The 13,420-nt window shown below is 61.3% G+C and carries 13 protein-coding genes; 3 read left to right on the top strand and 10 right to left on the bottom strand.

Features of this window, described 5'->3' with window-relative positions; genetic code table 11:
- Window positions 1–4 precede the first annotated feature (4 nt).
- The 9 genes from kdsB to PCPL58_RS09875 form a co-directional block, all read right to left on the bottom strand.
- Window positions 5–769, bottom strand: coding sequence for a 3-deoxy-manno-octulosonate cytidylyltransferase (gene kdsB / locus PCPL58_RS09915; RefSeq protein WP_003317470.1), 765 nt, complete (start codon window positions 767–769; stop codon window positions 5–7).
- Window positions 766–951: a Trm112 family protein gene (locus PCPL58_RS09910; protein ID WP_002552679.1), complete on the bottom strand. Its 186-nt coding sequence runs from the start codon at window positions 949–951 to the stop codon at window positions 766–768. Before PCPL58_RS09910 ends, kdsB begins: the two co-directional genes overlap by 4 nt.
- A gap of 17 nt (window positions 952–968) precedes the next feature.
- Window positions 969–1,964 carry a tetraacyldisaccharide 4'-kinase gene (gene lpxK / locus PCPL58_RS09905; protein WP_065349318.1) on the bottom strand — a complete coding sequence of 332 codons (996 nt, stop codon included), beginning with the start codon at window positions 1,962–1,964 and terminating at the stop codon, window positions 969–971.
- On the bottom strand, window positions 1,964–2,395 hold the full coding sequence (locus PCPL58_RS09900; protein ID WP_003409582.1) for an ExbD/TolR family protein: 432 nt from the start codon (window positions 2,393–2,395) through the stop codon (window positions 1,964–1,966). Before PCPL58_RS09900 ends, lpxK begins: the two co-directional genes overlap by 1 nt.
- A complete protein-coding gene (locus PCPL58_RS09895; RefSeq protein WP_003430973.1) occupies window positions 2,392–3,069 on the bottom strand; it encodes a MotA/TolQ/ExbB proton channel family protein in 678 nt (225 codons plus the stop codon). Before PCPL58_RS09895 ends, PCPL58_RS09900 begins: the two co-directional genes overlap by 4 nt.
- Before the next feature lie 81 nt (window positions 3,070–3,150).
- Window positions 3,151–5,367: a DNA internalization-related competence protein ComEC/Rec2 gene (locus tag PCPL58_RS09890; protein WP_065349317.1), complete on the bottom strand. Its 2,217-nt coding sequence runs from the start codon at window positions 5,365–5,367 to the stop codon at window positions 3,151–3,153.
- A gap of 136 nt (window positions 5,368–5,503) precedes the next feature.
- Window positions 5,504–6,292, bottom strand: coding sequence for an ABC transporter permease (locus PCPL58_RS09885; protein ID WP_065349316.1), 789 nt, complete (start codon window positions 6,290–6,292; stop codon window positions 5,504–5,506).
- Window positions 6,289–7,221 carry an ABC transporter ATP-binding protein gene (locus PCPL58_RS09880; RefSeq protein WP_065351032.1) on the bottom strand — a complete coding sequence of 311 codons (933 nt, stop codon included), beginning with the start codon at window positions 7,219–7,221 and terminating at the stop codon, window positions 6,289–6,291. Before PCPL58_RS09880 ends, PCPL58_RS09885 begins: the two co-directional genes overlap by 4 nt.
- Before the next feature lie 183 nt (window positions 7,222–7,404).
- A complete protein-coding gene (locus PCPL58_RS09875) occupies window positions 7,405–8,031 on the bottom strand; it encodes a glutathione S-transferase (protein ID WP_065349315.1) in 627 nt (208 codons plus the stop codon).
- A gap of 160 nt (window positions 8,032–8,191) precedes the next feature.
- On the opposite strand from PCPL58_RS09875, the gene PCPL58_RS09870 reads away from it, so the two are divergent.
- The 3 genes from PCPL58_RS09870 to PCPL58_RS09860 all read left to right on the top strand — a co-directional run bounded on the left by PCPL58_RS09870 (window position 8,192) and on the right by PCPL58_RS09860 (window position 12,171).
- Entirely contained in the window at window positions 8,192–10,639 is a 2,448-nt protein-coding gene (locus PCPL58_RS09870) for an acyl-CoA dehydrogenase (protein WP_065349314.1), read from the top strand.
- Between the two features lie 76 nt (window positions 10,640–10,715).
- Window positions 10,716–11,126, top strand: coding sequence for a PA2817 family protein (locus PCPL58_RS09865; protein WP_003317460.1), 411 nt, complete (start codon window positions 10,716–10,718; stop codon window positions 11,124–11,126).
- A gap of 190 nt (window positions 11,127–11,316) precedes the next feature.
- Window positions 11,317–12,171, top strand: coding sequence for a pirin family protein (locus PCPL58_RS09860; RefSeq protein ID WP_065349313.1), 855 nt, complete (start codon window positions 11,317–11,319; stop codon window positions 12,169–12,171).
- A gap of 67 nt (window positions 12,172–12,238) precedes the next feature.
- Here PCPL58_RS09860 and PCPL58_RS09855 read toward each other — a convergent pair whose 3' ends face one another.
- Window positions 12,239–13,420 carry a patatin-like phospholipase family protein gene (locus PCPL58_RS09855; protein ID WP_054080800.1) on the bottom strand — a complete coding sequence of 394 codons (1,182 nt, stop codon included), beginning with the start codon at window positions 13,418–13,420 and terminating at the stop codon, window positions 12,239–12,241.

Genomic DNA, 13,420 nt, shown 5'->3' with positions numbered 1-13,420 from the left:
CGCATCAACCCTCCAGCAAGCGCCTTACGCGCTCCAGGTCTTCAGGCGTATCGACCCCACCGGGTGGCGCTTCAAGCGCGTCGGCAACGTGAATCCGCACGCCATTCCATAGCGCACGCAATTGCTCCAGGCTTTCAGTGTTTTCCAGCCAGCACGGCCCCCAACTGACGAAGTCATGCAGAAAGCCCGCACGGTAGGCATAGATACCGATATGCCGACGATAAGGCACACCGGCAGGCAATTGGTCACGATTTGCTGCGAGCGCATCGCGCGCCCATGGCAAGGGAGCCCGGCTGAACGTCAGCGCCAAGCCGTTGATGTCCGTAGCCACCTTGACGATGTTGGGGTTGAACAACGCGGCCACGTCGTCGATAGGCTCGGCCAGTGTAGACATGCCGGCTTCGGGATGAGCGGCCAGATTGGACGCCACCTGATCGATCACCGCAGGCGGGATCATCGGCTCGTCGCCCTGCACATTGACGACAATCGCGTCAGCCGCCAGGCCCAATTGCGCGGCCACCTCAGCCAGACGATCGGTGCCGGAGTTGTGATCGTCGCGCGTCAGCAGCACTTCGGCACCAAAAGCCTGACAGGCTTCGACAATGCGCGCATCGTCGGTGGCAATCACCACACGTTCGGCGCTGCTCTTGCACGCCTGCTCCCAGACCAGCTGAACCATGGGTTTGCCGGCAATGGTTTTCAGCGGCTTGCCCGGAAAGCGACTGGAGCCGTAGCGCGCCGGAATGACAACGGTAAACGCTGCGGTCATTTTTCCAGCCGCTCGTCGGTGCTCAGGGTACGAGCTTCGCTTTCGAGCATCACCGGGATGCCGTCGCGCACCGGATAGGCAAGACCTGCGCCCTTGCTGATCAGCTCGGTCTTGTCGGCGCTGAGCTTCAATGGTCCCTTGCAGACAGGGCAAGCGAGGATATCGAGTAGTTTGGTGTCCATAGGAGATCCTGAAGCAATCATGGAGAAAGACGTAGCAGTTGCTGGTCGAACCAACCGACAAAGGCATCGGAAGGTAGTGCATCCACTGCCAGATACCACCAGTCATCAGCGGCAAAGGCACGGCATTTCACCGCATCCTTCTCGGTCATGACCAAGGGCAACGCAGGTGCAAATGTCAGTGCTTCGGCGCTGTAGACAGCATGGTCGGCGAACGCGTGAGTCACCGGTTGCCAGTGTAATCCTTCGAGGGTATTGAAGAAACGTTGGGGATTGCCGATTCCGGCGACCGCATGCAGCGCCTGACCGGCCGGGAAATAATCCACCGGCTGACGTTCGCCACTGCGCAGATTGATCAGTGCCGAAGGCTTGAGCCTGAAGGCGTAGCCGTCGTCCCTGTCAGCCGTCGCGCCGTTATAAAGCAAGGCGTCGACACTGCTCAGCCGCTCGACCGGTTCGCGCAACGGCCCGGCAGGCAGACAACGGCGATTGCCCAGACCACGGGCGGCATCGATCAGCACCAGTTCCAGGTCGCGAGCCAGACGGTAATGCTGCAAGCCGTCGTCGGAAAGAATCAGATCCAGTGGTTCGGCAGCGAGCAAGGCCTGTACGGCACGACTGCGATCCGGATCGATCATCAGTGGCACGCCGCAGCGCTGAACGATGAGCAGGGGCTCGTCCCCTGCCTCGCTGGCACTTTGTTCAGGCAGGACGCGCCACGGCAGGCTTGGCGGCGTGGCGCCGTAACCGCGGCTGACCACACCGACACGCAGGCCGCGACGGCGGCAGTGCTCGATCATCCAGAGAATCAACGGCGTCTTGCCAGTGCCACCGACGGTGATATTACCCACCACGATAACCGGCACCGGCGCGCGGTAGATATCCCCCTCGCCCGCCACAAACCGCGCCCGTTTGCGTTCTACGACACGCCGGTAAAGGCCTTCGAGCGGGCGCAACAGCGCCAGCGCAGGGTGGCCCTTGTACCAGGCGTCGAGCAAACGGTCAGTGAATGCCATCAGTTAGCCGGTGTGGCCTCGACAGTGGTCATGCGCAAGTGACTGAAGCCCAGCTTGCCCGCCGCATCCATGGCCGTGATGACCGACTGGTGCGGGGTCTTGCCATCGGCACTGATCGACAGCGGCAGACTGGTATCGCCCGCCGATTCGCGCTGCAGCGCCTCGATCAGCGTTGCCAGGTCGTTTTTCGGCAACAACTGATTGTTCAGCGAGAAAATCCCGTCGGCGTTGATGGCGATGTCCAGCTGTTTGGCGCTGGCGTCCACGTCCGGCGTTCCGGTAACGGCCTGTGGCAGATCCACCCGCAACTGGGTTTCGCGAGTGAAGGTGGTCGTCACAATGAAGAACAGCAGCAGGATGAACACCACATCAATCAGAGAGACCAGATTGATGTCGATGTTTTCCCGGGGTCTGCGACGGCGAAATTTCACTTCTTCTTGCCCCCGCCCGCTCTGGCCAGCGACTTGAGATCGATCTTGGCGTCGATCAGATCGACATCGCGGTCGCCCTGCACCACTTCAACCAGACGAATGGCCTGTTGCTCCATGCCGACCACCAGCTCATCGACGCGGCTCTGCAGAAAGCGATGAAAGAAGATCGCCGGGATCGCGACGATAAGACCCGACGCCGTACAGATCAGCGCCTTGGAAATACCACCTGCCAGCACGCCGGCGTTGGCGGTAGCCCCGGAGCTGTTGAACGAGCCGAAGATATCGATCATGCCCAGCACGGTGCCCAGCAAACCAAGCAGCGGCGCCATGGCAGCGATCGAGCCCAGTGCGCTGAGGTAGCGCTCCAGCTCATGAATGACCCGCGCAGCGGCTTCTTCGATGCATTCCTTCATGATCTCGCGACCATGCCTGGAATTGGCCAGACCTGCGGCCAGGATTTCACCCAGCGGCGAGTCCGCGCGCAGCTGCTTGAGCTTTTCGCTGTCCAGCTTCTTTTCCTGAATCCACTGCCAGACCTGCCCGAGCAGGTGCGGTGGCGTGATACGGCTGGCACGCAACGTCCACAGGCGCTCGATGATGATGCCGGCGGCGGCGATGGAGCTCAGAATAATCGGCAGCATCATCCAGCCGCCAGATTTGACCAGTTCCCACACAGTGATCACTCCCTCGAAAAATTGGCGCCACTCTACCATAGGGTCGCCAAGTGCCGAACGCCGAGATCGATATCCATTCACTCAATCACGCCAGAAGCGCCGTTGCGCGCGCTCGGCCTGTGGCGTTCCGAACGTCCCCAGTTGCAGGCGGACCGCGCCCAGCTCGGCACTGTCGTAACTGGCGATGCCCAGGCCTCGATAGCGCGCCATGACCAACGGATGCGGGTGACCGAACGCGTTGTTGCGACCACGGGAAATCAGCACGCCTACCGGTGCCACGGCGCGCAGAAACGCTTTGGACGACGAGGTCCGGCTGCCGTGATGTGGCGACTGCAACCAGTGGGCACGAAGGTCGAACCCGCTGTCCATCGCCGCGCGCTCGGCGTTCACATCGATATCGCCGGCCAGCAGCAGACGCTCGCCCCCGGCGTCGACGCTGAGGATGCAGGAGGCTGGATTGCCATTAGGCCCCTGCTCCCAGCGCCACGTGGAAAACACCACGCCATCCCACTCCCAGCGTGCACCGCTCTCGCACAATCGGGCATCGAGTTGCGGCGCGAGTCTGGCCAGCTCGCCACCCAGCACCCGGCTCACCGGAAAGGCCTGATGAACCGCCGCCGCACCTCCGGCATGGTCGGCGTCGGAATGGCTGATCAACATCAGGTCAAGATGGCGGACACCTGCCTTGCGCATGGCGGGCACGACCACGCGCTGACCGATATCGAACTCACCGAAACGTGGACCTGCGTCATACAGGAGTGTGTGGTTGCGGGTGCGCAGGAGAATCGCCAGGCCCTGCCCCACATCCAGTTGCAACACGTCTACCTGGCCTTCAGGCACTGATTCGAGTGGCGGAAAAACGCACAGCAACAGCAACGGCCAGCCCAGCGGCCGCACGGGTATGCCCTTGGGCAGCAACAAGAGCAAGGCCCCGAGCAGGCTCAACCACCATGCCCAGATTGGCACCGCACTGGGTAACCAGGCCGGCAATGCGGCAGCCACCGCGTCGAGGAACACGAACAGCCACTGCAGCGCCCCGCCCGCCAGCCACAGCAGACCTTCCCCGACCACAGGGACCGGCAGCAACAGCGTTCCGAGCAATGCCGGAGGCAGGACGATCACGCTGACCCAAGGGACGGCAAGCAAGTTGGCAAACGGCCCACTGAGGCTGATCGGCAGGTTCAGCGCCAGCAGGATCGGCAACAAGCCAACGGCGATCAGCCATTGCGCCCGTGTCCAGCTTTGCCACCAGCGCCAGGCACCGAGACGTCCGCTGAAAATCAGGATCAGAATGCCGACCGCTGCGAAGGACAGCCAGAAACCCGGCTGCAGCGTCACCAGCGGCTCGAAGATCAGCACCGTGTTGAAGGACAGCAACAAGGGCCAGACCACACCCAGATGGCGAAAACGCAAGCGCCACAGCAGCACCATCGCGACCATCACACAGGCGCGCCGGACCGGCACCTCGAAACCGGCCAGCAGTCCGTAGCCCAGTGCAGCGCTGAACGCCAGTGCACACGCCCACGGCAGCCAGGGCAAAAAGCGCGGCCACAGCCCCCAGCGCGCCAGACCTGCGACCAAGGCGTAAATCACCCCGGCCAGCAACCCGATGTGCTGACCGGAAATGACCAGCAGATGCACAGTGCCGGTATCCTGCAACACCTGCCAGTCGGTGCTCGATAGCCCTGAGCCATCGCCCAGCACCAGCGCTGCCAGACCACCCTCCCGGCCCTGCGCATCGACCGCCAGCAGGCGCTGACGAATGGCATCGCGCCAGGCGGCACGCGCGGGTGCCAATAGCTGACCATCCACTACCGTGCCGGTCGCACCGATGCGCTGCGCCAGCAGCCAGGCTTCATAGTCGAAAGCATCCGGATTGACCAGCCCGGCCGGTCGCTTGAGTTTGACCGCCATACGCCAGCGCTCGCCGCTGCTCACCGGCTGGCCGCCGTACCAGGCCACCCTGATTCGCGCGGGCAGCCTGGCACGTCGTGACGTGGCACCTTCCAGTTCGAAACGCACCACACCTTCGGCGACACTCGGTAAACCGACCACCTTGCCCTGCATCCACAGCGTCTGACCATCGAGACGCGGCGCCAACCGGTCACTCAACGCCCACTGCGCCGACACGCAGGCCCAAGTGAAACCGAGCAGGAACAACGCCAGTGGATAGGTACGGAACGGCAGCAGCATCAACGCCAGTATCGGCATCAACAGCAATAGCCAGGTCGGCGGCAACGCCGGTAGAAAACGCAGGGCAAGCAGCCCGAGCGCAAGCGCGATCATCCCTGTGCGCATGACGGTTCCTTGCAGCGGAAAGCCTCAAGGATCAGCGCACCGGGGAAATGTCGGAAGAGGTGGTGTGTTGCAGAATCTGAACGGCCGCTCCCGGCCAGCGCTCGACCCGCCAGTCTGGCGGGTCGAAGCCAATGTGTTACTGACGCATACCGCGACCGCTCACCAGCAACCTGGCGCAGCCGATATACAGCACGAAGGTCGCCACGATCATGAACGCCAGAGCGATGCTGATCTTGATGTCGGAGACGCCCAGAATGCCGTAGCGGAAGGCATTGACCATGTGCAGGACCGGGTTGGCCAGCGACACGGTCTGCCAGAACGGCGGCAACAGGCTGATCGAGTAGAACACGCCACCCAGATAGGTCAGCGGGGTCAGGACGAAGGTCGGAATGATCGAGATGTCATCGAAGTTGCGTGCAAACACTGCGTTGATGAACCCCAGCAGCGAGAAAATCGTCGCGGTCAACACCACCACCAGAATGGTCACGCCCAAGTGGTGCACTTGCAGGTCAGTGAAAAACATCGACAGCATGGTGACGATGAAACCGACCATCAGACCACGCAACACACCGCCCAGGGTGTAACCGACCAGAATGGTGTGCGGCGAGACCGGCGAGACCATCAGTTCTTCGATGGAGTGCTGAAACTTGGCACCGAAGAAGCTCGAGACCACGTTGCCGTAGGAGTTGGTGATCACCGACATCATGATCAGCCCCGGCACGATGTACTGCATGTAGGTAAAGCCGCCCATGTCGCCGATCTGGCGACCGATGAGGTTACCGAAGATGACGAAGTACAGAACCATGGTGATGGCTGGCGGCAGCAGGGTCTGCGGCCAGATCCGCATGAAGCGGTGCACTTCACGGTAGACGATGGTTTTCAGGGCAATCAGGTTGGGGCGCAACTCGCCGTTGGATACGGTCATACCGCCACCTTCGCGAGGTTTTTTTCCACCAGGGACACAAACAACTCCTCAAGGCGATTGGATTTATTACGCAGGCTCAAGACTTCGATGTTCTGGAAGGCCAACTGGCTGAACAGCGCAGTGATGCCGACGTTCTTGTCGACCTGCACTTCCAGGGTGTGGCTGTCGAGCAGGCGGCAAGGGAAACCGGGCAGTTGTGGCGCGGTCTGCCAGGAGGCCTTGAGATCGAGCACGAACGTCTCGACGGTCAACGTGCTGAGCAGCTGCTTCATGCCGGTGTTCTGCACGATCACCCCGTGGTCAATGATGCCGATGTTGCGGCACAGCTGTTCAGCCTCTTCCAGGTAGTGCGTGGTGAGGATGATGGTGATGCCTTTGCTGTTCAGCTCGGTCAGAAAGGTCCACATCGAACGGCGCAACTCGATGTCCACGCCTGCGGTGGGTTCGTCGAGGATCAGCAGGCGCGGCTCATGAATCAGCGCACTGGCGATCATCAGACGCCGCTTCATGCCGCCGGACAGCGAACGAGAAGGCACATCGCGCTTTTCCCAAAGCCCCAGCTGCGTCAGGTACTGCTCGGCGCGCTCTTTGGCGATTTTCGCCGGGATGCCGTAGTAGCCCGCCTGAGTGACGACGATGTCCAGGGTCTTCTCGAACTGGTTGAAGTTGAACTCCTGCGGCACGACACCGATGCAACGCTTGAGCGCAGCGGGCTCGCGATCCAGGTCGTGGCCAAAGATATTCACCGTACCGCTGGTCTTGTTGACCAGCGTCGAGATGATGCCGATGGTGGTGGATTTGCCAGCGCCGTTGGGGCCCAGCAAGGCGAAGAAATCACCTTCGGCGACGTCCAGATCGATGCCATTCAAGGCCTGGAAACCGTTGCCGTAGGTTTTGGTTAGCTGCCGAATGGACAGAGCGGAAGACATATCGGGAAAGGTACTCATCAGAAAAAGGAATTGAAGATGACTGTCACCAGCCGCCTGCCGTGACGACCCAGCCGCGCAATGGTGCTTGGCTGCGCCGTTCAAGTACAGACACATCTGTTAATAGTAAATATCGAGCGCCGGACATGCGCCCGATCAGCCCTATCACCTGTTCACATCACATGCTCAGGTTAAAGGGGTCATGACCGCCTTGCGATAAGCCGGGCGAGTCTTGAGACGTTCATACCAGGCTTGGAGGTGAGGCAGCGGCGGACGTTCAATCGGCATTTCAAACCAGCCGTAGGCGAAGCATCCCAAGGGAATATCACCCATGCCGAACGCATCGCCAGACAGATAGGGCTGTCGCGACAGCGCCTCGTCGGCCACCAGCAGCAGGCTGTGCAGCGTCTTGATGCCTTGCTCGATGGCCGGCCAGTCATGTTTATCGGCGGGCGTGCGTATTACACCCCAGAACACCGGGCTGAACGGCGCGGCGATGGTCGAGGTGGTCCAGTCCATCCACTTCTCTGCGTTGGCACGGGCCTGCAGATCAGCGGGGTATAAATCAGAATCGGGGGCATGGCGGGCGGCCAGATAGCGCACGATGGCGTTGGACTCCCACATCACGAAGTCGCCGTCTTCGATCATCGGAATCCGGCCGTTGGGGTTTTTCGCGCGATAGGCCGCTTCGTTGACCAGGCCGAATAATGCACCACCGGCGTCCTGCGTCTCGTAGGGTACGCCCACTTCCTCGGCAATCCAGAGTGCCTTGCGCACATTGCTGGAATTCTTCCGTCCCCAGATCTTGAGCATTGCGTTCCCCTCGCAGTCGCTGATAAATAAAGGCTCACAGTCTACCCCGAAGCGGCGGCAACTTCCTCGTCAACCAGGGGTCACTATCGATGTCGCCTCACCACTGCCCGGCGACCAGTTTGATCGCCGCCACAGTGGCGGTCATCACGGAGGAATACTTATGCTGTTGTTGTGGATTGTTGTGCTGGTCGTCGGCATTGCCTGGCTGGCTCATCGGCGAACCGCCCCGCTCCCGGCGCTTGGCGTGGTAGCTGTCTACCTGCTGGCCATGGGCATTTTCAGTCACGCGCCAGGATGGCTGCTGACGATGTTCTGGTTGCTCTGGCTGGCAGTGTTCATACCGGTAATGCTGCCCGATCTTCGCCGCAAGCATTTCACTGCGCCGATGTTCAGCTGGTTTCAAAAAGTCCTGCCGCCGATGTCGCAAACCGAGCGTGATGCGATCGATGCCGGCACGGTCTGGTGGGATGGCGAGCTGTTCAGCGGTCGCCCGGACTGGGACAAGCTGCTGGCCTACCCGAAAGTCCAACTGACCGAAGAGGAACAGGCCTTTATCGACGGGCCGACCGAAGAACTCTGCGCGATGGTCAGCGACTGGGAAATCGGCCAGGCCATGGATCTGCCGCCTGAAGCCTGGGCGCACATGAAAGCGCACGGCTTTTTCGCGCTGATCATTCCCAAGGAATTCGGAGGCAAGGGCTTCTCCGCCTACGCCCACTCCCAGGTAGCCATGAAGCTGGCCACCCGCAGCGGCGACCTGGCGTCCACGGTGATGGTGCCCAACTCCCTCGGCCCGGCCGAATTGCTGCTGCATTACGGCACCGACGAGCAACGCAATCATTACCTGCCACGTCTGGCACGCGGTGAAGACATCCCCTGCTTCGCGCTGACCGGTCCGCTGGCCGGTTCCGATGCAGGCGCGATGACCGACACCGGGATCATCTGCAAGGGTCAGTGGCAGGGCGAAGAAGTCATCGGTCTGCGCCTGACCTGGGAAAAACGCTACATCACCCTCGGCCCGGTCGCCACCCTGCTGGGTCTGGCCTTCAAGGCCCACGACCCTGAGCACCTGCTCGGCGAAAAAGAAGATCTGGGCATCAGCCTGGCGCTGATTCCGACCGACACGCCCGGCGTGGAAATCGGCCGCCGTCACCTGCCATTGGGCGCAGCGTTCATGAACGGCCCCAACTCGGGCAAGGACGTGTTCATCCCGCTGAGCTACCTGATCGGTGGTCAGCCGATGCTGGGCAAAGGCTGGATGATGCTGATGAACTGCCTGTCGGTGGGTCGTTCGATCTCGCTGCCGGCAGTCGGCACCGGCGCAGCCAAGTACACCAGCTTGGTCACTGGCCAGTACGCGAAGGTGCGTGAGCAATTCAACGTGCCTATCTCGGCGTTCGAAGGCATCCAGGAAGCGCTGGCGCGTATCGGTGGCAATGCCTGGCTGATGGACAGCGCGCGCATGCTGACCGCCAATGCGGTCGACCTGGGCGAGAAGCCTTCGGTGCTCTCTGCAATCCTCAAGTATCACCTGACCGAGCGCGGTCGCGAGTGTATCGGTCACGCCATGGACGTGCATGGCGGCAAGGGCATCATCATGGGCCCGAACAATTACCTGGGTCGCAACTGGCAAGGTGCGCCGATATTCATCACGGTCGAGGGCGCCAACATACTCTCGCGCAACCTGATGATTTTCGGCCAGGGCGCGATTCGCTGCCATCCGTTCGTGCTCAAGGAAATGGCCCTCGCCGGGCGCGAAGACAAGCAGCAGGCGCTGATCGAGTTTGACAGCCTGCTGCTCAAACACATCGGTTTTGCGGTGAGCAATGCCGCCAGCACCTTCATCCTCAACCTGGGCTTCGGTCATTTCGAAAGAGCGCCGGGTAACGGCTTGAGCCAGGGCTATTTCCGCGCGCTCAACCGTCAGGCAGCAGCGTTCGCGATGCTCGCCGACTTGAGCATGATGCTGCTGGGTGGCGAATTGAAACGCCGCGAACGCCTTTCGGCCCGCCTGGGTGACGTGCTCAGCCATATGTACCTGGCCTCGGCAGCGCTCAAGCGTTATCACGACCTCGGTTCGCCGGACCATATGAGCCCGTTGTTCCGCTGGGCCATGGAAGAAAGCCTGGGGCATTCGGAACGTGCGATGGACGAGATCCTCAGCAACTTCCCCAACCGCATACTGGGTGGGGTGCTGCGTGCCGTAGTGTTCCCGTTCGGTCGCCGGCACAAGGGGCCATCGGACAAGCTTGATGCGGAAGTTGCCCAGGTGCTGGGCCGCGCCAAGGGCGATCCGACGCTGGAAGAGTTGCTGGCAGGCTGCTATCGCCCGCAATCGGCAGACGATCCGGTCGGCGCGCTGCAACAAGCCATCGACCTGCTCAGCGCTGCGTATCCGCTGCACAAGAAGCTGCAAGTGGCAATCAAGAGTGGTCAGGTCAAGCCGGACGCTGGCGAGCCTGTCATCGACGCCGCGCTGCGCATCGGTGTGTTGCAGGCCGACGAAGCGCAAACCCTGCGTACCGCCGAGGCAGCCCGCCGCAAGGTGATTGATGTGGATGATTTCGACAAGGAAGAACTGACCCTGGCAGCCGGCAAGATTCGCTGATAGTCAGGTCGCACCACACAGCAGGCGCGTAAAGCTTTATACTCTCGCGCCTGTTTTTGCATTTGAGGATTACCCAATGGCCGACGCCACTCTCGATCACCAACTTGGCCTGCTGGCACACTTGCGCAGCATTCTGGTCGCGCTGGGCGAGGCCGAGCAGGTTCCGGAAGAAAGCCACGCGCTGTTCATGGAGCGTTTCGACGAACTGGTCGAGCTGTTGCCGCAGGACCCCATCGAAAGCCAGTACCTGGGTCAGGACATCCTCTGCCAGGTCATCCAGCGCTATCCGCAAATCGCGCATCTGGTACCGCGCGACCTGCTGTGGTTCTTCGCCGGTGACTGCCTGCACTTCATGCCGGATGATGAAATCGAGCTGTATCAGGCGCTGGAAGAACGCCGCTACGAAGCGGAGCAGAACGAGGAACCGTTCGACTGGAATCAGGAGAAACAGCTGCTGAGCATGTCGACACAGGGCAGCAAGCACTGAGCATCCTCTGGCTTCAAGCCTGCCCCGGAGATCATTCCGGGCAGGCTGCCGGTCACTCCGCGCCACTGCGTCATGCAGCGCAACCTATCGACCAATACGATCATTCTTTCCCGGCATTCGAATAAATTTATCGAATGGACAGGCATACCATGACACTTCGTATAACCTGATAAGGAGTGCTCTGTCTCCCATGACTCAATTTCGTAAAGTCCTGTCCATTCAAGCGGGTCAACCAGCGTCCGATGGCGCGGGCGTCAAGCTGACGCGCGTCTTCGGCGGACGTGGCGTGGAGCAGTTCGATCCGTTTCTGATGCTGGACGAGTTCGGGTCAGACAAGCCGGATGACTACATCGCCGGTTTTCCACCTCACCCGCACCGTGGCTTCGAAACGGTGACCTACATGCTTGAAGGCCGTATGCGTCATGAAGACCATATGGGCAATGTCGGCCTTCTGCAGAGCGGCGGTGTGCAGTGGATGACGGCGGCACGCGGGATCATTCACAGCGAAATGCCTGAACAGGAAGAAGGCACCATGCGCGGCTTTCAGCTCTGGCTGAACCTGCCGGGCAAGAACAAATTGAGCGATGCCAGCTACCAGGACATCCAGCCGGAAAACGTTCCGAGTGTCACCACCCAGACCGGTGTACAAGTGGTGGTATTGGCCGGGCATTTCGACGATGGCCAGGTTCGCCAGGCCGGGGCAGTACAGCGTCCGGACACCGAGCCGTTGTACTTTGACTTTGATATGCCTGCCGGCAGCCATATCAGCCCGCACGTACCCGAAGGGCACCTTGTGCTGCTGTACGTCTATGAAGGCAGTGTCGAGCTGGAAGGCAGCACCCAGCCGATCGGTAAACGCCAAATGGCACGCCTATCCGACATCGGTGAGGTGCAGATCAGCAGCGCCGCTGGTGCGCGGCTGTTGCTGATTGCAGGCAAGCCCCTGCGTGAACCGATCGTGCAGTACGGCCCCTTTGTGATGAACACCAAGGAAGAGATCGAGCAGGCGATTCGTGACTTCCGGGAAGATCGTCTGACGGCGTGACGACTTCGCTCACTGAGCCCTGCGCACGCTGATCAAGAGACAGAGGCCCCGCCTCTGTCTCGCCGAGTTATTCCAGACGCAGAAAGCGCTTCAGTTCGGCACCCTGAGCAATGGCGTCGTGACGCCCCAGTTCGATCAATTCGCTGCAATAACCTGACTCGAACAGCAGATAGCTCAGCACACTGGCGCCGCTGCTCTTGGTCGCACCCGGCCCGCGCAGGAACGTGCGCAGTGCGGGGGGCAATTCGCGGCGGTGGCGGGCCGCAATCTCATCCAGCGGACGGCTCGGCGAAATCACCAGCACTTCCACCGGCTCCATGCCCGGCTGCCTGACCTGATCCTCGGGCAGCAACGCACTGGCGGTGTTCAAGCGTTCGAGCAGCTCGATATCGCTTTCCAGGTTGTCGATGAACGTGCTGTTGAGCATGTGGCCGCTGATCTGCGCCAGGCTTGGCTGAGCGCCGCGTGGCGCGCGGGGTGCCGGTCTTTCGGCTTTAAGGCCGCGCGGGTTGCCGCTCACGCCGACCACCAGAACACGATTGGCGCCCAGGTGCAGCGCCGGGCTGATCGGTGCCGACTGACGCACGGCCCCGTCGCCAAAGTATTCCTCGTCGAGCATCACGGGGGCGAACAGCAAGGGAATGGCTGAACTGGCGAGCAAGTGATCCACGGTCAATTGCGTCGGACGGCCGATACGGCGATGGCGCAGCCAGGGTTCGATCGTACCGCGGCCCTGATAAAACGTGACCGCCTGACCCGATTCGTAACCGAAGGCAGTCACCGCCACTGCACGCAAATGATGAGCGTCGATGGCGGCTTCGATTCCGGACAGGTCCAGCCGCTCATTGAGCAGATCACGCAGGGGCGAACTGTTGAGCAAGGCAACCGGGATGTTTCGTCCAAACCCCAGCAGACTGCGACCGAAAAAACGGCTGGCCTGATGAATCACTCCGGACCAGTCGCTGCGCAGCACCTGATGGCTGCGAAATGACTGCCAGAATTCGGTCAATTGATGGATGGCAATCCGAAAATGCAGCGCGCCACTGGCCAGCTTGACGGCATTGATCGCGCCAGCCGACGTACCGACGATGACCGGAAAGGGATTGGGCGAACCGGGCGGCAGCAGGTCGGCAATGCCTGCCAGTACGCCGACCTGATAGGCCGCACGCGCCCCGCCACCCGATAAAATCAGCCCGGTTACAGGCTCGACACCACTTACTGCACTGCTCGTTACTGCGCGATCCTGCAT

The organism is Pseudomonas cerasi (assembly GCF_900074915.1).
Taxonomy (GTDB): Bacteria; Pseudomonadota; Gammaproteobacteria; order Pseudomonadales; family Pseudomonadaceae; genus Aquipseudomonas; species Aquipseudomonas cerasi.
Note: the sequence above shows the minus strand (reverse complement) of the source record. Positions and strands in the feature narration are given on the sequence as shown.

Coding starts and splice junctions, on each gene's coding strand:
- PCPL58_RS09860 (WP_065349313.1), top strand. CDS start 11,317: ATGACTCAATTTCGTAAAGTCCTGTCCATTCAAGCGGGTCAACCAGCG.
- PCPL58_RS09875 (WP_065349315.1), bottom strand. CDS start 8,031: ATGCTCAAGATCTGGGGACGGAAGAATTCCAGCAATGTGCGCAAGGCA.
- kdsB (WP_003317470.1), bottom strand. CDS start 769: ATGACCGCAGCGTTTACCGTTGTCATTCCGGCGCGCTACGGCTCCAGT.
- PCPL58_RS09855 (WP_054080800.1), bottom strand. CDS start 13,420: ATGCAGGATCGCGCAGTAACGAGCAGTGCAGTAAGTGGTGTCGAGCCT.
- PCPL58_RS09880 (WP_065351032.1), bottom strand. CDS start 7,221: ATGTCTTCCGCTCTGTCCATTCGGCAGCTAACCAAAACCTACGGCAAC.
- PCPL58_RS09870 (WP_065349314.1), top strand. CDS start 8,192: ATGCTGTTGTTGTGGATTGTTGTGCTGGTCGTCGGCATTGCCTGGCTG.
- PCPL58_RS09910 (WP_002552679.1), bottom strand. CDS start 951: ATGGACACCAAACTACTCGATATCCTCGCTTGCCCTGTCTGCAAGGGA.
- PCPL58_RS09865 (WP_003317460.1), top strand. CDS start 10,716: ATGGCCGACGCCACTCTCGATCACCAACTTGGCCTGCTGGCACACTTG.
- lpxK (WP_065349318.1), bottom strand. CDS start 1,964: ATGGCATTCACTGACCGTTTGCTCGACGCCTGGTACAAGGGCCACCCT.
- PCPL58_RS09890 (WP_065349317.1), bottom strand. CDS start 5,367: ATGCGCACAGGGATGATCGCGCTTGCGCTCGGGCTGCTTGCCCTGCGT.
- PCPL58_RS09885 (WP_065349316.1), bottom strand. CDS start 6,292: ATGACCGTATCCAACGGCGAGTTGCGCCCCAACCTGATTGCCCTGAAA.